Origin of the sequence: Plantactinospora sp. CA-290183 (assembly GCF_050936375.1) — a bacterium.
Classification (GTDB): Bacteria; Actinomycetota; Actinomycetes; order Mycobacteriales; family Micromonosporaceae; genus Plantactinospora.
In genome coordinates this window covers 41,454-58,557 of the sequence record NZ_JBNJMX010000015.1, presented here as the reverse complement: position 1 = coordinate 58,557, position 17,104 = coordinate 41,454, and the positions used below count along the sequence as shown (strand labels likewise).

At 67.9% G+C, this 17,104-nt stretch carries 16 protein-coding genes; 7 read left to right on the top strand and 9 right to left on the bottom strand.

Annotated elements, in window-relative coordinates:
• Window positions 1-335: 335 nt before the first annotated feature.
• The 4 genes from ACQEUR_RS19560 to ACQEUR_RS19545 form a co-directional block, all read right to left on the bottom strand.
• Window positions 336-665 (bottom strand): helix-turn-helix domain-containing protein, encoded by a 330-nt coding sequence (locus ACQEUR_RS19560; RefSeq protein ID WP_433033089.1) that lies wholly within the window; start codon window positions 663-665, stop codon window positions 336-338.
• Complete coding sequence (locus ACQEUR_RS19555) at window positions 634-1,755, bottom strand: tyrosine-type recombinase/integrase (protein WP_433033086.1); 1,122 nt, start codon at window positions 1,753-1,755, stop codon at window positions 634-636. The genes ACQEUR_RS19560 and ACQEUR_RS19555 overlap by 32 nt, the downstream gene beginning before the upstream one ends.
• 710 nt (window positions 1,756-2,465) lie before the next feature.
• Window positions 2,466-2,882 carry a hypothetical protein gene (locus ACQEUR_RS19550; protein WP_433033083.1) on the bottom strand — a complete coding sequence of 139 codons (417 nt, stop codon included), beginning with the start codon at window positions 2,880-2,882 and terminating at the stop codon, window positions 2,466-2,468.
• A gap of 2,448 nt (window positions 2,883-5,330) precedes the next feature.
• Window positions 5,331-6,584, bottom strand: a complete 1,254-nt coding sequence (locus ACQEUR_RS19545; RefSeq protein WP_433033080.1) for a cytochrome P450 — start codon at window positions 6,582-6,584, stop codon at window positions 5,331-5,333.
• Window positions 6,585-7,668: 1,084 nt separating this feature from the next.
• Between ACQEUR_RS19545 and ACQEUR_RS19540 the strand changes: the two genes are divergently transcribed.
• From ACQEUR_RS19540 to ACQEUR_RS19525, 4 genes are all read left to right on the top strand, one after another.
• The gene (locus tag ACQEUR_RS19540) at window positions 7,669-8,334 is read left to right on the top strand and encodes a MinD/ParA family ATP-binding protein (protein WP_433033077.1); all 666 of its coding nucleotides are present in this window, start codon (window positions 7,669-7,671) and stop codon (window positions 8,332-8,334) included.
• 657 nt (window positions 8,335-8,991) lie between these two features.
• On the top strand, window positions 8,992-9,474 hold the full coding sequence (locus ACQEUR_RS19535) for a MarR family winged helix-turn-helix transcriptional regulator (protein WP_433033074.1): 483 nt from the start codon (window positions 8,992-8,994) through the stop codon (window positions 9,472-9,474).
• Window positions 9,475-9,616: 142 nt separating this feature from the next.
• Complete coding sequence (locus ACQEUR_RS19530) at window positions 9,617-10,351, top strand: hypothetical protein (RefSeq protein WP_433033071.1); 735 nt, start codon at window positions 9,617-9,619, stop codon at window positions 10,349-10,351.
• A 169-nt stretch (window positions 10,352-10,520) separates the two neighbouring features.
• Entirely contained in the window at window positions 10,521-11,531 is a 1,011-nt protein-coding gene (locus ACQEUR_RS19525; protein ID WP_433033069.1) for a DUF5954 family protein, read from the top strand.
• Window positions 11,532-11,895: 364 nt separating this feature from the next.
• On the opposite strand, the gene ACQEUR_RS19520 is transcribed toward ACQEUR_RS19525, so the two are convergent.
• From ACQEUR_RS19520 to ACQEUR_RS19510, 3 genes are all read right to left on the bottom strand, one after another.
• On the bottom strand, window positions 11,896-12,198 hold the full coding sequence (locus ACQEUR_RS19520; protein WP_433033066.1) for a 2'-5' RNA ligase family protein: 303 nt from the start codon (window positions 12,196-12,198) through the stop codon (window positions 11,896-11,898).
• 69 nt (window positions 12,199-12,267) lie between these two features.
• Window positions 12,268-12,657, bottom strand: a complete 390-nt coding sequence (locus ACQEUR_RS19515; RefSeq protein WP_433033063.1) for an Imm1 family immunity protein — start codon at window positions 12,655-12,657, stop codon at window positions 12,268-12,270.
• Window positions 12,654-13,391, bottom strand: a complete 738-nt coding sequence (locus ACQEUR_RS19510) for a DddA-like double-stranded DNA deaminase toxin (RefSeq protein WP_433033060.1) — start codon at window positions 13,389-13,391, stop codon at window positions 12,654-12,656. The genes ACQEUR_RS19515 and ACQEUR_RS19510 overlap by 4 nt, the downstream gene beginning before the upstream one ends.
• Window positions 13,392-13,883: 492 nt before the next feature.
• Here ACQEUR_RS19510 and ACQEUR_RS19505 point away from each other — a divergent pair, with 492 nt between their 5' ends.
• On the top strand, window positions 13,884-14,120 hold the full coding sequence (locus tag ACQEUR_RS19505; RefSeq protein ID WP_433033057.1) for a hypothetical protein: 237 nt from the start codon (window positions 13,884-13,886) through the stop codon (window positions 14,118-14,120).
• Between the two features lie 255 nt (window positions 14,121-14,375).
• On the top strand, window positions 14,376-14,966 hold the full coding sequence (locus ACQEUR_RS19500; RefSeq protein WP_433033054.1) for a kinase: 591 nt from the start codon (window positions 14,376-14,378) through the stop codon (window positions 14,964-14,966).
• A gap of 368 nt (window positions 14,967-15,334) precedes the next feature.
• Here the strand turns inward: ACQEUR_RS19500 and ACQEUR_RS19495 are convergent, their stop codons facing one another.
• Window positions 15,335-15,544 (bottom strand): hypothetical protein, encoded by a 210-nt coding sequence (locus ACQEUR_RS19495; RefSeq protein WP_433033051.1) that lies wholly within the window; start codon window positions 15,542-15,544, stop codon window positions 15,335-15,337.
• Window positions 15,545-16,136: 592 nt separating this feature from the next.
• A complete protein-coding gene (locus tag ACQEUR_RS19490) occupies window positions 16,137-16,355 on the bottom strand; it encodes a hypothetical protein (protein ID WP_433033048.1) in 219 nt (72 codons plus the stop codon).
• Here ACQEUR_RS19490 and ACQEUR_RS19485 point away from each other — a divergent pair.
• Window positions 16,348-17,040: a Wadjet anti-phage system protein JetD domain-containing protein gene (locus ACQEUR_RS19485; RefSeq protein ID WP_433033045.1), complete on the top strand. Its 693-nt coding sequence runs from the start codon at window positions 16,348-16,350 to the stop codon at window positions 17,038-17,040. The two genes, ACQEUR_RS19490 and ACQEUR_RS19485, sit on opposite strands and share 8 nt — an antisense overlap.
• Window positions 17,041-17,104 lie beyond the last annotated feature (64 nt).

Here is a 17,104-nt window from a genome sequence, read left to right as displayed (position 1 = left end):
CACGCGTGCGCAGCAGACGCAGGCACCGATACCCGCGCTGGCGCGGCGCCACTGCTGACAGCCGAAGCAAAGCCAGCTCTGGTTGCGGACGGTGCCCCACGCGTAGCAATCCCGGCAGGCGTCGACCTCGGGTGGCGCGTAGCGATGGCAACGCCGGCACAGGCCAGACGTGAAGTAGCCGGTCTTGGCACCGCACCGCACGCACGGGGGCGGTGTCACGGGCCCGCCGGGCCAGCAGGTGAAGCAGAATTTCACGCCGCGCATGGCCACCGGCTGCTGCCGGCAGACGGTGCAACGGGTCAGACGCGCCGCGTGGACGCTGGGCGGCGCTGTCGTCATGCCGGCGGCAGGGATCGGTTACGGCCCAGCCGCGGTACGACCGGACTGCCCGTCGGCGCGATGTCGGCGTTGGCGGCCCGTTTGAGCTCGTCGCGGCGGGTCTTCACCTGCTGCGGCTCGTGCAGCAGCAGCTCCGCCGGGGTGCAGTCCAGCACGGCGCAGAACACGTCGAGGTCGTCCAGGCGGACCGACGTAGGCGTGGTAGTCCACAGCGCCGACATCTTGCCCGCGCTGATCTCCAGCCCGTGCTCGGCCAGCAACCGGCGCATCTCCGTGGACTTCCAGATCCCACGTTCAGCGGCCTTCAGCCGCAGGTTCCACCGCATCCGCCCACCTCCTCTCGCCGGCGAGCCGAGCGGCGACCCGCTCGTTCGCCTGCGCCCAAGCACTTTCGATGTGTGACTCCTGCACGTGGATATACCGAGTCGTAGTCGACAACCACGAATGTCCTAAAAGTTCCTGGATCGCCTTGAGATCCACGCCGCGGGCATACAACGACGACGCGCAGAAGTGCCGCAGGCCATGCGGGGTCAACTGGCCGTCCCAGGCCGGGAGCCAGCGCCGCACCGCGTCGGCCAGCCCGGTCCGCAGCGCGTTCGCTCCGGCTCGCAGGCACCGGCCGGTCAACCGGTCGCGGCGCTCGCTGGGCAGCAGCGGCGCGTCCGGGTCGTCCCACTCGTCGCCGAACTGGTGCCGGACATCGCGCAGCCACCAGGTCAGCAGCTCGTCGACCGCGTTGATCCCGGGCACCAGGCGCGTCTTGGGCCCTCGGCCGCGGCTGCCCTTGCCGTAGCGCACGTGCAGCTTGCCGAGCTCGCCGAGATCCGGCCGCCAGTCCCTGATGTCGAGCATGACCGACTCGCTGATGCGTAGCCCGGCACGGCGCCACAGCGACGCTGCCAGGTAGTCGCGAGCGGCGGGCAGGAACTTGCGGGCCTGGGGCAGCGACTCCCGCCACCGGGCGAACAGCTCTTCAACCTCCGGCTGTGATGGAGGCACACGTGGCACGTCGTGGTATGGCTTCGTCGGCCGGTTGAACTCGTCGATCGGCTGGTCGACGACATGCCCGGTCAGTGCGTGGATGTCGCCCTGGTACCGCATCACCAGGAAGCCGTAGAACTGCCGCAGCGCGATCGATTTGGCGTATCGGGTGCTGGTCGCCTGGTCTTTCGACGAACGCAGCCACGCCAGATACCGGTCGGCGTCCGACGCTTCCGCCGTCCATACCGGTCGCTGCAGGAACCGGATGAACTCGAACAGTGTGGCCCGCTGGCCCGCCACCTGCTCATCACCGACACCGCTGGCCGACATTGCCAGCGCGTACTGATCGAGCAGTTCCTGCTCGAAGTCTTCTACCTCTTGGGCGGTCGCCAGCTCTCGCGGTGAACGGATGGAGCGCACCACTGCCAGCGCCACGCCGTACCTCGCGTTCATCCCAGGGGCGATCTTCCAATGATTTCGGTAGATCCTTCGGGATTCTCGACCAAACGTCAACCCCGCACCGAGCTGCTCGGCACGGGGACCTACCTGCACCGCAGGTCAAGAACGAACAGGAGGTCTCTCATGAACTGACGACAAGCCCGGTTGCTGGTGAGAGCGGCGCTAGCCTGCGGGCCGCCGGTTGGCGCGTCGTCGCCGCTCGGCCACCACAGCCCGGCTGGTCACGACCCAGCCGGCCGCGCGCCGATTACGGCACCGGGCGAATCGCCCGACACCGTTGGCAGCCATCCGACTGAGCCCGGCGGGCGTGGCCGGCAGTCACCGCCGATCCCGGAGGGCCCGCCACCACGCGTCCGTGTCGCCGGCTACCCGGCGGCGCTTGTCGCCCAGGACGGACTGAAGCGTCCACGCCTCCCCCGAGACGACTTCGACGTTCTGTTCGGCGGCGGCTCAACTGCCCTGGAAACTCGGCCCTGCCGCCGCAGACCTGGTCGCCGGGCGATCGGTGTAACCGGCCAGGACAACGTCCTGGTCGGCGTCGCCGTCGTCGGGCGACCATTCGCGCGGATGCTCGACGACGGCCCGACCCTAACCGCAACAACGGATATCAGAACTTGCGGAATACGACGAGGCAAAGCTCGCCAGTCACGTTTGATGCTGGCGAGCCTTGCTCCGGCGGTGATGCGTTAGAGGATGGGCACCGGTGCGGCCGATGTCGTTTCAACGTCGAACACCAGGTCCAGCGACAGCGCATGCCGTGCGTCACTGAGGGCCACACGGGCTTGCTTGAGCGACTCTCGGGCCTGCAACAGCGACTTCGCAGCCGTATGTGAGTAGTCACCCACGTACGGTTCGACGTGGGCACTGAGCCGGTGTAGCACCGCGGTGGCCTCCTCCACGGCCTCCACGGCGAGCTCCGGCGGATAGAGCCCACTGGACTGCACCGCCCGCAGGGCGTGACGCGCGGACCCGACCATCGCGGTCATCGCGGTCGGCGCGGCCACATCTTCGGCTGCGAAAGGCGAAGTGACCGTTCGCGATTTCGCTCCCAGCACTTCATCGCTTCGCTCGGGCCGAGCTGACGTTGCCTCTGGTGGTTGCATGGATGCTCCTTCACTTTGCAGGGCGACGGTGCAGTGGCTACGCCGTCGGCACCGGATCCGCTGGTGCCACACCATGAACCGCCACGCCGGCACATAGATCAAGTGCGTGATCAGAGTGCCGCTGACCGATGTACGCCCTCGCGCCTGGATCGCCGCTAGCACGGCGGAGACGGGCGTCGACCACGCCAACCGCTACCAAGTCATGTCGAGCATCCTCCACCGGCCACGGGCGCGCGGCCCCACGCCAATAAAGAGATATGGACACTAAGCGATGAAGAACGCAGCCAGCGCCCACACCACGCCGGTCGATGACCGACCGACGCCGCCCGCCCGGACGTGGACTATCGAGCGAATCCGAACTCTCGGCGCGGTCACCGACGTCGTCACCACCGGCCAGATCTTCGGACTGTCGCGAAGCAGCGCCTACCAACTGGCGCGAACCGATCAGCTGCCGGTCCCAGTCCTACGGGTCGGATCCCGCTACCGCGTCTCGGTCGCCGCGATCCTCTGTGCCCTCGGCGTCCCTCCCGACCCCAGCGACGCCACCGTGCTACCGCCACCCACGACTTGATCACGGAGACCTGCCGTTGTTGCCGGCGCCGAGTTGTGCCCGAGGCGAACCGGACTGCAAGGCGGCTCGGCGGGCCGCAATCCGCGTCGCCTGTGCGCAGGGGAGCGACGGCGACCGGTAGGGGGCACGGGCGCCACCTGACAGCTCGGTCCGGGTGCTCGCAACGCCCCCTTTACGCAGGCGCAATCAGTTGGAGTGTCAGCCGATACTCCACATCAGCCAGCAACATGCGTTAGGCCGACCTCCCGTGAGAGTCGGTAACCGGCCACACGAAATGTGCCTCAATGGGCAGGCCGAGGTCCTGCAGTGATATTCCCAGTGCCTCACACACCAGGCGCCGATTAGTCTCTCCGGGTGTGTGATGGCCGTTTTCCCACCTAGACCACATGGACTTGAGCGACACATCACTGGGAAGTTCCATCCCATGGGCCTTCGCCGCCCGCCGCATCTCGTGAATTGCCCTCTCGTGGGTCCAGCTGCGGCCCATTCGGGCACGCCTAATAGCTTCCCCAGCTCTTTGCGCGGGCGTCGGTTCATCATCAAGCGGCAATGAAGTCATGTGCGAACCGTCCTAGCAGCCCCTGCCCAGCCCATGGGGTCGTGATTCGACGCGGGTGGCCACGTGATGGCAGTCCGACCGGGGTATGTCAGCAGGGGGGCCGAACTCGGGCTCGGGCACCGAGCGGAGGCGCCATTTTGCCCCGCTCGACCAAGCCCACGCAGGGGATCGCCGGCCACCGCTCCCCTCGCATGCCCCGGCTCAAGAGACGCGTATCCGAAGACGTTCGCGAAGTTTCCTCGCCTTTTGACCACAGTTCTTTCCTCATCGGAGTTAATCGTTAACATTGGCCCAAAAACGTCGCGCTCGCAGACGCGCTACCTGGCCGCAAGCCTGCAACCCGATCCGTAGCTTGGCTTCGCGACATATCCGCCCTCGTGTCACGAAGATGTGGATCGGCCCGGCGCCATTTGAGGAGCTGCGGGACGTTCAGCGGACGTTGAACCCGTTACCATCACCCGGCTGGTCCGTCCCGCCCGACAATCTGCTGCAATCTCTATCGCCGTGGCGACGGAGATCGTTAATCGCAGGCGCGCCGTCCAGGGTGGCGGCAGTCATCGAGGGCACCGACGCGCATGCCTGTGGGCGTGCTCTGTGACGGAGGGCAGTGGACTTCGGTTGGGTGAGCCGCATTTCATTCGTCCACAGTGCCCAGGTCTGTGATGAGCCGCTAGTTGACACTGGTTGACTCCGGTTTACACGGCCTCTCTAGACAGCACTCGGCGGGCGGCGTCGATCGGCGGGCCGGCGCTGCTCCTTGAGCCGAGCGGGTGGGTGCGAAACCACATGGCGGCTGCCCCACGTGCTGCCCTGTCCCTGGTCGCGACAGCCAGTGGGTGGCGCTCGAGGTGTCGTGGTGACCATCGGCCTGAGATCGGCGTCTGCTACCTGGCCACAACGCGGTTCTCGGCGCGGCATTGGCATGACTGTCAGCCGAGAGAGCGTGCACCGGTGCCGGTAGGAGGGGCGAGACTCGGACTGGCGCGAAGGCGGAAGTGGGCTAGACGGGGCGTGGCTGCCCCCCGGGATCGAGGGAGCCACGTACGCCGGGGGCGAGGCAGCCGCAGCCCAAGGCGAGGTTCCCGACGTCGAATTGGGGCCCCGCATCCGCGCCCTACAACCGAACGGCCAGCGGCGACGACCCACCGGTAGTGGCATGGCAAGAGAGCCGCACTTACCGGTTGGGCCTCAATGCGCTTCAGGCACCTTTGGTGCAGGTGCAGGTGCAGCGAGCAGGGGGCCGACCCCTGCCTGCCGACCCCTGCCTGCCGGCCTCTGCCGAACGCCTCGCCTCGTTCGGCCGCCTCAGATGGGTTGATCAGAAGCGGTGGCTGGAGCGGGGCTGGGTGACAACAAGGAGCGTCCGGTGGGCGCGGAAGGCGAGGTTGGGTGTGAACCCCGCCGCGTGTCCGGGTGCGAGCCGTAGGCCAGGGGCTCTCGTCGCGAGCTGGCCCAGGGCGATCCGCGCCTGCAGTCGGGCCAATGCGGCTCCGATACAGAAATGCGGCCCATGCCCGAAGGACAGGTGTGCCGTCGCGTTGGCTCGGCCCGGGACGAAGCAGTCAGGGTCACGAAACGCTGCTGGATCCCGGTTGGCCGCCCCGATCAGCAACAGGCACCGGGCGCCGGCCGGGATGGTCGTGCCGGCCACCACTGCCGGTCGCCGCGCAAGGCGCACCCACCCGTCGATGGCCGGCTGAAGGCGCAGTACCTCCTCCATGAAGGTCGGTACGACCTGGGGATTCGCGGCGAGGTGCTGCCACCTGGCTGGCGTGGAGAGTGCCCGCTCAAGTGCGTGCGCGAGCAGCGCGGCGCTTGTCTCGTGGCCCGCCACGAGCAGGTTGAACGCCATGCTGGCCACCTCCGCTTCGGTCAGCACTCCGTCGTGACCATCGCGGTAGCGCAGAGCCCGAGAGACGAAGTCGTCGCCGGTGGCGTTTTCGTCGACCCGCTGCGCGACGAGGACCTGGCAGTACTGCCAGAAGTTGACCAGCCCCTGGGCGAGCCGCACCTGCTCCGTCGGCGTGGGTTGGCCCCAGTTCAGCGCGATCTGCCCGTCGGCCCAGCTCCTGATCGCAGGGACGTCCTGCTCAGGCACGCCGAGTATGTCGGCCAGTACCAGGAGCGGCAGCAGCGAGGCGAATTCCGGGACCAGATCGACCACCTCGCCGCGTCGACAGGCGGCAATCCCGGCCACCAGATCGTCCACGCGGCGCCGCACGATTGGCTCGTACTGGGCGCCGACGCGTGAGGAGGTACTGGCGAAGGTCGCTCGCAACGCCCGTCGAGTTCGGGTGTGGATTGGGGAATCCGCCGCAGCCGTGGTCGGTGGCATGTCCAGATGCGCCAAGGTCGAGCGAGCCTGCGGACACATCTCGTAGACCGGGGCGAGCGTCAGCCTGTTGCCAAAAGTGTCCGAATCCCCGAACGCCTGCCGAACGTCGTCGTGTCGGCTGATCAGCCACATCCCGAGGTCTTCGGCGTAATGCACCCCGTCGGAACCGTTCAGCAGATCACGCCAGACGTCGGTCGGATTAGCGAGATATTTCCCTTCGAACGGTGATAACCGCATACCCACCCCTGTCGCTGTCGTGTGAGTGAGGCGATGGCCCCGCCCTCGCGGAAGGGCTACAGACGCGCGCCCTCCCCCCGTCGCGCTTGGACTGTCAACTAAGAAACTATTCGCGCGCAGGGCGCCGCACTAGGTGACTGAGGATGACTCCACTCGAAATCGCCCTGTTCTGCTCCCGTGCCTTTGTTGTACCGTGGCGGTTGAGTCGCAGCCTCTCTGCGAGGCCCGCTGCAATCTGACGTAAAGCGGCAGAACAACGTCGCTAGGTGCCAGCGCGAGGGCCGGCTACCTGCGAGTGGAAGCCATCCCCGTCACGCGCGACGATCGGACTACTCGCCAGCCTGATGAGTGGTTCCTCCCGTCGGATTCCTGGCACTTAGCGTCCGAAGTGTCCTGCGGGGCATAGCCAGCCGGGGGGTTCCAGGCGCTCCCGGGTCCATCTAGGTTGGGGTCGGCCCTTGAGCTGCTCCTGCGTGTGTGATCGCGGAAGAGTCAGCGCGATCAACGTTCAAGCGCAACCGCACTAGTGGCTGTGGGCAGCCGTCAAGCGTTGGCATCCACTGTTAACCGGTGTCAAGTCGTGTCAGCTTTTCGTGACGCAACGGGCCGGGCATTGTTGCGGAGGTGAGGGCCGCGAGCACGGGCGCGGGGCGGTCAATAACGACCATCTGGGGGGCGTGCCGTGAAGGCGGTACTCACGCCCGTGTCGGCTGCGTTCGCTCCCAGGCAGCCGACACGGGCACTCGAAGAACCAGGGATGACACGAACTGGAAACAAAACGACGTCGGAGGTGATGGCTGTGGCCGATCCGCCCAACGAAACTGGCACCAGCGAATCGGCGGCGCGCCCAGACAGGTCGCCGCAACCAATAGTTCTTAGCGCCATTTCCGATCCACCCGGGCGCCCGCCACGGCCCGTACCACGCGAGTTCGGATCCGGTTCCGTCGTCGACGCCCTCTGGATTCGGGCGGCATCGCTACGCCCAGGGGCGGTGGTGGGGGTCGGCTCGGCAGATGGCGGGGTCGGCCGGTCGACCGTCGCGGTAGCCCTCGGCGGGGTATTGGCGTTGGCATCCCGCGATCCCGTGATCGCGATCGACGCCACTGGGCGCAACTGGGGCGGCCTGGGACACCGGATCGGCCGCGCGAATCCAAGCAGCGTTTGGGACGCCGTACACCACGCCTGCGACTTCGCCGACCGCGCGACGGTCGACCGTTTCGTGCAGTACGGCCCGACCGGATTGCATGCCTTGGTAGGCGAACCAGAAACCACCAACGGCCGACGCCCCCCGATGCTGTACGAGACGTACACCCTTGTACAGCACCTACGGCACCTGTACCGCATCGCCATCCTGGACCTACCCGTGGTGGAGCTCCGGGGGACCTGGTCACCGCTGCAGGGAGCGAGCATCCCGCTGCTTGTCGCCCGGGCCGACACCGAAAGCGTGCAGCACACCCTCCGGTTACTGACCCAACTCCGCGGGCTCGCCGATGGGATGGCCGAGCGGGTCATCCTGGTCATGGTCGTGAGCCGCCCGCGCGCCCTGCGGGAACTGCGGGCTGCGCGATACCAGGCGGTGGGAGCGGTACCTCACGTCGTTGTCGTGCCCTTCGACCCGATCTTGACGCGGGCAGAACCCATCGACGTCCGACAGCTGGCCAAGGCAACCCGTCGAGCGTTCGTAGACCTCGCCACCGCGGTTGTGGCAGCCGCGCCCCAGACCTCGAAGGAGGCCCGTGAAACCGGTTGAGCAACTCACCGAGCGGGAAAGAATCCGAATCAGCCGCATTCCGATGCCCGTCCCTGTGACAGGGCCACCGGACCGGCGCGTAGCGACATTGCATGCGACCCCCTCGAGGTCGCAACGATGAGTCGCATAGCCACCGCCACCGGGGAAACAGACGCCGAGCGTCGCCGCTCAGACCCCTACCTCGGCACCCTCGACCAGATCGAGACTGCCGCCCTCATCCTGCTCACCGGTCTCGCCAAGGCTCGGCGTAGCCGCCGTGGCCCTCAGGCACGGGCCGCGCACTTGATCAACCTGCATAACGTCGTGCGAGGTATGGGGGTGCAGCTCAACTACGCCCTGGGCGGATGGCGGCAGGTCGAGCCCAATGAAGTCGAGGTATCAGCCGGCCGAGGCAGCGGGGAAGAGCCTGCGACCAGAGCGATCGATCAACGAGTTCGACGCGAGCAGCCGTCTACACCGCCCGCGCAACCGGTCGAAGAACCGGCAGCCCCAGCGAGAACGCGGGCTGCGCCTGGGTCCAGCGTGACGTCGCGACCGGCCCGCCCGGAACGCCGCCGCAGACGGGAAGCCTCGCCCTACCCGCCGGTCCCGCCCAGCGGAACACGAAATCCCTGATCCTCGGATAGCGAGACGAAGAACAACACCTATGGAGAAGCCATGCACCAGGAACCCCTCATCGAGGGACCGGGCTTCGCGGCGGGCCAACTCTGCCGCACAGCGAACGTCGTCCGCCGACACTTCGAAGGGGCTGTCCTGCGACACGAAGACCTTCGCTGGACCGGATTCGATCTCCTGCAACTCCTACGACGCAGGCGCGTCGTAGAAACCGGCGCCGCCGCGGAGATTCTGGGCGTACCGAAGACAACCCTTATTGGACATGTCGCCGACCTGTCCAACCGTGGCCTCATCCAGCGAGTACCACACGCTACAGACCGCCGTCGGACCGTCCTGCGCCTGACAGACGCCGGCTGCGAAATGGCCCAGCGAACCCACTGCGCGGTCGAAGCTGAGGAGACCCGGATGCTCGACGACGGGAAACCGCTCTTCCCGGCCAACGCGCTGCGACGCCTCGTCAACCACGGGACGGCCGAAACCGCGACCGGAGGGCCTCACGCACTGCCCGCCCAGCCGGCCCTCTGAGCCCCAGGGTATGAGCCGGTTGCACTAAGGGGACCAACGGATTCGAATGCCGTCAGGTTCAGCCAGGCCCGCCGACGCGCATTTTCCCTTCATTGGATCCGCCATCCCACTGCGCCCCAATTAGGATCCACAGGAGTCCAACATGTCAAATCACGAAGAGGGCTACGGCGAGCCGCATCTCGCCGACGGCCAGCAGACGGCGCCGAACAGACAGATAAATCCGCGCCGACGCATCCCCCTCACCATTCTTGCGGTGGTGGTCTCGATCGCAGCAGCCTCGATTGTGACGACCGCAGTGATTTACTGGCCCAAAGATGCCGCGCGGGAGCCAGCACAGCAGGAGCCCACCGGAACGGCGCCAAGCACTACTCCGGAGGGCATCGGAATCTCGGTGGGGCCGTACCCCACCGGCGGCAGTTACGCGGCGGTGAGCCAACCTTGCACCGCGATCGGGTGGGGTCCACTGTCCACGCAAGTCGGCCGAAAGGGCAACGATCCCCAGGAAGACAGATCCGCCACGGGAAACGTGGTCTCCATGAACTGCAGCACCATCCTCGGAGAGGGTCAGGCCGCCGGTGTCGCGATGGCCGAAATCACGATAATCAACAACGGTAGCGCCCAGGGAATGTACGAAGGGCTGCGGGCTGCCATCCCCGCCGACACTGTCCTGACGCCCGTGTCCGGTCTCGGAACTGCCGCCTACGCATACGTGGAAAAGGACCTTGGCCCCGCACTCGTCGCATACGACGGCAACCTTTACATCCGGCTCGTCTGGGCGCCACTGGAGAAGCAGAAGCTGCCGATGTACGGCGGTGTAGTCCGCGCACTGACCGAGGTGTGCACAAGGGCAATGCACTATCTTCGATCCGAACGGTAAGCGCACCCTAGGCCCTGCTGATGAGGGCGCTCGGACCGACCGGCAGGCAGACCGCCCCGACTCGCGCTGTGTGCGCGACCGGTCAGCCCGGGGGACGCACTGCTGGTATTAGGACGATTGTGGTGGTGGCGGGGCTGCGGTCCTGCAGCCGATGGAACACAATGCGTACATGGCCTATCGCGGTGAGCGGGTGCCCGAGCACCTGCTGGTCAAGATCGTTCAGCGGGGCGATCCGGTGTCGGCGGTCTCCGAGGACGACGCCCGACTCCGCTCGGTTGCCTTCCCGACGCTTCTGTGGGCTGCCCCGATGTTCGGCTGCGCGGAGGAGGTGCACGGACGGTGGCGGGTCCTGCGGCTCAACGCTGACGAGCCGCAGGATGCCCGGGACGGCCTCGCGTCGCACTTCCGGAAGGTGTTCAGCGAGACGCCGCGGACCGCGGGGCACGCGGCCGAGCGGGCCGAGTGCGAGGCTGCGTACGAACTGCTCGATTGGGAGCCGGTCGACCAGCTCACCGTCAACGGTCGCCGCTACCGGATCATCCGGGCCCAACCGTTTATCCGGATGGGCCCGGACGGGCCGGAGCCGCCCCGGCCCACCGATCCGGACCCGTACCCGCCGGGCCAGGCGGAGCGGGACACATCGCCGATGGAGGGATTCGTCATCGACCCGACCGCTGGTACCGGCCTCACCGGCGGGCTCGTCCGGATGGAGATGATCTCGGCGTATCACCAGCCGACGACCGTCCCCGAGGACGTAGACGCCGACTCCCGCCGGGCGGTGACCACTCATCCGAACGTGGTGTTGCTCCCGGTCGGCTACGCCATCGCAGAGTACGTCGACGGCAGCTGGCGGCCCCGGTCGGTCACCACGTACGCGACGCCGCAGGCTGCCCGGGACGCTGGGTCCTTCTCCATCGCGGACCTCGTGCCGGAGGAGGACACTCCGATGGAGGAGTTCATGGCGGCCTACGAACGCGCCCGCGCGGCGCACCAGCCCCCGCGTACCGACGATTTCGAAGTGCGGGGCGTGTCGCGCCGGGTGATCCGGGTCGAAACCTTCATCCGGGTCGGGCCGGACGGCCCCGAGGGACCGCGCCCCTCAGACCGGGACTCGCATCAACCACCGGCGCGGCACGTCCAACAACTCCGCGCACTGGGCTTGATGCCCGATCCGGACTGACCCCTACTACGGCAGCCGCGTCGCGTGGTACGCCGTGGGGCCTGTACGCGCCCCACCCGGTAGATGCCCCGCCTCGCGTCGCCGTGGAACTGCCGTCCGTCTACCCATGCCGCGGGCGACGGCGGTTCTACCCAACCGAGATTGAGGCCGCATCGGCGTCATTCGCCCCAGGGGGCACAGTTGCGATCGTCGTCCATCGGTAGGTGCGGTCCTCGCGGCGGAGCGCGATCAGCGCGACGTCGCTGATTGTCGCGCGTGCTGGAGGCCGGCTGCGGAGCTCGGCAAGTCGGGCCCGTATCGGTGGGGTCGGCGCTGGTGAGCCGCTGTAGACGATGGTGACGTGCGGCCGGAACCCCTGCGCGGGTTAGGGGATGGTTCGCCACACCGCGGCGATGGTGGCGCGGAGGTGTTCGATCCCGTTCCACGGGTCGACGAGGAGGCCGATTCCCTCGGCGTCGGGGCCGACGGGGCCGAGGGACAGTTCCAGCGGCGGCAGATCGGCGACGCGTGGACGGGTCTCGGCGACGATGGCGTTGAGGTCGGCGTCGCTCATCTCGTCGGTGAACCCGAGGCTCTGCAGGGTCAGGTGCAGAACGTTGAGCGGCGCCAGATCCAACCCGGGCAGTGCGGTGGCGTTGTAGGCCGCTGACGAGGTGGTGGAGTTCAACCTGTGGTTGCCCCGAGCTCGCCCGGTCGCCGACACCGCCGGCCACCGATCCCAGCCGGATTGTCGTGATCAGTTCGGGTCGAGTTGCAGGTCGGCGGGTGGTGTGCCGGTGAGGAGGTAGTGGTGGGCTGCCCGTCGGGCGGTGCCCGGGGTGAGTCTGGTCCGTTCCGGGATGTAGGTCGTCGCCTGTCCGCCCTGGTCGTAGTCGATGGGTTCGGGCCAGGGCGGCAGGTCGGGCTCGTAGGCGTAACCGCCTTCGATCCCGAAGACCAGGAGCACCGCGCGGTCGGGGTGGCCGACGCCGATCTGCAGGCCGAGGTCGTCGTTGTCATCGGGTACGACATCGACGATGTGTGGTGCCGTGCTGGCGATCTGGTCGAGTACGGCGTCCAGGTCGGCGGGCGCGGATACCAGGGCGGTGTGGTCGGCGCCCCAGTAGAGCGAGTAGCCGGGACTCATGCGACTCCTCGTCCGTTGCCGTGGTAGTCGGCCCACCAGGTGGTGGTGCCATTGTCACCGGCAACGTACACCCGCAGGGTCGTGCCTTCGGAGAGCATCTCGGCCAGCCGCCGGTGGCAGCCCTTCGGCCCGCCGCAGGGCGGCGCGGACACCACCAGCACGGCCTGTTTGGGGGCGTCCGGTCTGCGGAGTACGGCAGCGGCGTGGCCTTCCACGTGCTGGGTGGCCGAGGCCATCTGGTGCCAGCGCAGCGGTGAATCGCGACGCAGTCCCGGCGCTCCCTGGCCGGGGCCGTCCTCGCCGCTCCAGATCGGCTTGCTCCGCGTACGGCCATCCGGGCTGACCAGCATGCCGACCGTCTTCGCGCCGCGGGGCAGCATCGCCCGCAGGCTCCCCGCGACCGCGGCCAAATGCGGCACGGGCTCGGGCGAAGCCGCCGGGTTCATTGGCGGGTCCCCGTCGGAGACGGAGATGCCGATGGTAACCATGTACGCCTCGACCGCGGCGGCGCTGCGCCTCGCCGCCGCGGCAGCATTCCGTGCCCTGTCGACCGCCCTGAGCAGGCTGGAGATGAGGCCCGTGGCGGAGGGGACGTCCGCGCCACGCAGATGATCGCGCAGACGGTCGGTGGCCTCCGACAACTGGGTCGACGCCTTTACCGCCAGCGCCGCGCCGGCGCGGATGGTGGTGATGGTGGCTCGTAGACGCGCGCCTACCTGCGCCAGCGAGGTCATCGAGGTCCCACCCCGCTACGGCGTCGCGACGCGGCGGAGGAGCCGTCCGGGCCGTGCCGGGCTTGCCGATCGTGAGGTGCTGATGGAGTCGCGGTTGGCGTTCGCATGGAAGGAGGGTGCGGCCGTGGCCGGATGGTTGGAAAGGCCCGGCGCCTCAACCTGTGGATAACCCGCCGGACCGCCCGGTTATCCACAGGTACCTTCCGTAGTGGGTCAGGTAGGGCGTGTTCTCGTGCCGCTCGTGGCCGCCGATCGTTTACTCCCAGGCGGTGCGTCAGTGGGGCCGCATCCCGTTCCGCGTCGGTCAGCGGCGGGCCCGAAGCCCGGTCCATAAGCTGGTGTGAGTTGCTGGTTCGGAGCCCTTGCCCGCTGCGAGACGATGCCCGGCGTGGTCCCTGCCGGGACCGTCGGTCGCGGGGCGTGGCGCGTGCCTGGACACGGCCGGTCGCGACGGGCCGCGCGCAGCTGGCCGCCCGTTCGTAGTATCAGGCGGTGGGAACTGTGACCGTGATGCTCCGAGGCGGCCCGGCCGATGGCGCGGTGCGCGAGTTGTCCGCCGGCCCGGACGGCGGCCCGCCCGCCGTGTGGGTCCTGGAACAGCGAAACTCGGTACCGGGCATGACCCCGGACCAGGATCACCGCTACGAAGCCGAACCCGAGCCGGCCGCCGACGGCACCTGGACGATGACGTACGTCCGGAGCACTCCGGGGCGGCGCCGCCAGCGGTGATGCCCGGAGTGCCGAGCTAACGCCCTCCCACGGGCCGTACGCTCGGGACCGTCGCGCCGTTCGCGGCGGGTCCGGTACACCTCGGTCTCCAGCACGTCGAGGTGGTGCTGCCATCCGGCCGGGCGCCGTGGCGCCGAAGCCGGCTGGTCAGCAGTCGGATCATGCTGCCCGGAAGGACGCCGATGGCCAACACCCCGCCCCGTCGGTGCACCCTGATCGGCCGCAGGTCCTGGGCGGCCACTGCTACGATTCGCCATGCCACACGGCCACGCCGCTGACGCATCTTGCATCGAATGCAATTCCCGAGCTTCAACGATCTTGATCTGCATCAGGGGCAACTCCGGTTCGGGCAAGAGCACCATCGCCCGCCAGCTACGCCGCCGCCACGGCCGCGGGTGCGCCCTGGTCGAGCAAGATCATCTTCGCCGAATCCTGCTCAGGGAACGAGACAAGCCGGGCGGCCTCGCGCCGGCGCTGATCGAGCAGAATATTCGCTTCTGCCTTGACCACGGTTATCACGTCGTCCTGGACGGCATCCTGCACACCAGCCGCTACCGAGACATGCTCATCCGTCTCCGCGAGGCCCACCAGGGAACGTCGCTGTTCTGCTACCTCGACGTCACGCTGCCGGAGACCCTGCGCCGACATACCACCCGCCCCGAGGCCAGCGAGTTCACACCGGAGAACATGACCGGCTGGTACAGCCCGCGCGACGTCCTCGGCTGGCCCGACGAACTCGTCATCGACGAGACCAGCCCGATCGAGGACACCATCGCCGCCATCGTCGACGCCTCCGGGCTGTCCCAGACCGGCCGCGATGACGATCTGCTACCCGCCGTCCCCTGACCCCCCGAATAAACGTGCGCATGCTGGCATTTCGCTCATCTCGCCCGGCCAGCTTCCTGCCGCGCGCCGTTCGCGTACCCGGCGTGGACTTCCCGTCGATCATTCCGGTGGGCTGATGCCTTGCCGGTGTGGCGCGGGGGCGGGTTCTGCCGCTGGATGTCGGCAGGGTTGATTCCGGCTGGCGGGCTACCGGCTCGTGCGGAATGAGTCAACCCGAGTGTCGGTCCTAGCCTTGCCGCCAGCGCTGACGTACGTTCGGTCAGCCGTTACACGACGCAAAAATAAGGCGCAACGTGTGATGGTGGAAGTGCTGAGGGGCAGAACGCGCCAACGTCCCGCCCCTCAGGTCACTCGAATTACTCAGCGGGTCAACGGCGGAAGTAGCTCGTCAGCGCCACCACCGTGGATCCACCCAGCACCGCGAGGGCCTTGGCCGCCACGGCGAGGCCCTCGTGCTGCTGGTGAGCCGCGACCAGCGCCGCCACCTCAAGCACGGACCCCACGATCCGCCAGATCCGCTCGGCGAGCGGAACAGGCCGTGGTGGTTCCGGAACCTCTTCTTGCTCTTGCACTGGCACCGATCTCTCCTAATCGGCCATTCCGGATCGTTCGTCCGGGACGCCGCGCGGACGCCCCGCGGAGCGGGAGCCGAGCGTGGAGAGCGGTGCGTGTGCGTTTTGGTGCTGGACGTTGAAGGTACGGCCAGGCCGCGACACCTTCGCGACGCGACACACCCGCGTGTCCGGGATCAATCAGCGACGTTTCGTGCCCCCTCTGCGGGGTGTACGGCGTGGAGACAGGAATGCCCTGGTCAGCGTCGGGAAGCGTCTCCGGGGCTGGTTTGTGTGTCGGTTGCACCTGCTGGCCCACCCCCATGGGGTAGAGCAGGACGTCGCCCTTGAGGTCAGTTCGAGGTCTGGTCCGGCGTTGAGGACGCGGCCCGACGGGGACTTGTCGTCGGAATGCAGTAGTTCGTCACGCGTGACGTCACGCGTGACTCACAGTGCCCCTGCCCTACCCTGCTCCCTCCCTTCGGGAGGAGGGGCAGGGGTGTGTGGTCCGCTGCCGGCGACGGTCGCCTCTACTCCTCGTCGCGGATCGTGACGATCTCGCGGGGCGGGTCCGGGAGGCGGACCACCCGGCCGGGGTCGACGATCTCTCCAGCCTCGACTATTTCCCGGATGCGTTGGCGGCCAGTTCGTCCCGGCCACCGGCCTCCTGCACGGCGTGCCGTTCCATCTCCCGTGCCGTGGCCGGCGTGATCCCGTCGGCGATCAGCGGCCCCGCCTCCTCCGGGAGGTAGCCGAGGCGGGCCCAGATCGCCGCGATCGGCGCGGTCACCTCGGGGTGCCGTAGCGACAACTTCCACCAGCGGGCGCTCGTGGACACCTACCGGAACGCCGCCCGTCTCATCGAGCCGGTAGCCCGCGAAGAACGGTCACTAAAGGTCTTCGGCGACGAGAAGACTCTGGCCAGGATCGAGTCGAGCAGCATCTTCGCTCCCGACCGTCTCCAGCCAAGCGACCTTGCCTATGAACAACCCACCGCCCCGCTGCGCGCCGCTCGACTAGCCGACTGCAGCGATCTGCTAGTCATCGAAAACCAGTCGACCTTCGACTCCGCATGGCGCGCGCTGCACCGAACACCCGGACCATTCGCAGCGGTCGCATTCGGCAACGGCTGGGAGGCCGCCCAACCCGACCCGATCGTCAAGATCGCCGACCACCTGCAACTGAGGGCCGCACCCGAGCGAATCTTCTATGTCGGCGATCTTGACATTGCCGGCCTGGACATTCCCCAGACACTCGCGGCCAGCCTGACCACCCTCGGCCATCCAACTCCACAGCCACTGACTCATGCATACGGGGCGATGCTCCAGGCCGCCGGAGACCGGGCCGGGCGCCCAACTGCACCAGTTCCAACAGAACTCGCGTACCGAGCAGCGACATGGCTTGCCGAACAGTCCTGGGCAGCCTTGTCCAACGCCTCCCATTCCGGCCATCTGCGCCAATTCCTGGCCGACCACCCCCGGATCCGCTGCGACCACCGCAGATCGGCCCCGCCTGCGCTCTGACGCCTACACGGCCGAGGCTGCACCGCCCCTGTCCGCTGCAGGTCCTGATCCGGCAGCAGCCGCC

Bases quoted from the DNA above. Each gene is read 5' to 3' on its own strand.
- ACQEUR_RS19560 (WP_433033089.1), bottom strand. From the start codon at position 665: ATGCGGTGGAACCTGCGGCTGAAGGCCGCTGAACGTGGGATCTGGAAG.
- ACQEUR_RS19550 (WP_433033083.1), bottom strand. From the start codon at position 2,882: ATGCAACCACCAGAGGCAACGTCAGCTCGGCCCGAGCGAAGCGATGAA.
- ACQEUR_RS19545 (WP_433033080.1), bottom strand. From the start codon at position 6,584: ATGCGGTTATCACCGTTCGAAGGGAAATATCTCGCTAATCCGACCGAC.
- ACQEUR_RS19535 (WP_433033074.1), top strand. From the start codon at position 8,992: ATGCACCAGGAACCCCTCATCGAGGGACCGGGCTTCGCGGCGGGCCAA.
- ACQEUR_RS19530 (WP_433033071.1), top strand. From the start codon at position 9,617: ATGTCAAATCACGAAGAGGGCTACGGCGAGCCGCATCTCGCCGACGGC.
- ACQEUR_RS19525 (WP_433033069.1), top strand. From the start codon at position 10,521: ATGGCCTATCGCGGTGAGCGGGTGCCCGAGCACCTGCTGGTCAAGATC.
- ACQEUR_RS19515 (WP_433033063.1), bottom strand. From the start codon at position 12,657: ATGAGTCCCGGCTACTCGCTCTACTGGGGCGCCGACCACACCGCCCTG.
- ACQEUR_RS19510 (WP_433033060.1), bottom strand. From the start codon at position 13,391: ATGACCTCGCTGGCGCAGGTAGGCGCGCGTCTACGAGCCACCATCACC.
- ACQEUR_RS19500 (WP_433033054.1), top strand. From the start codon at position 14,376: ATGCCACACGGCCACGCCGCTGACGCATCTTGCATCGAATGCAATTCC.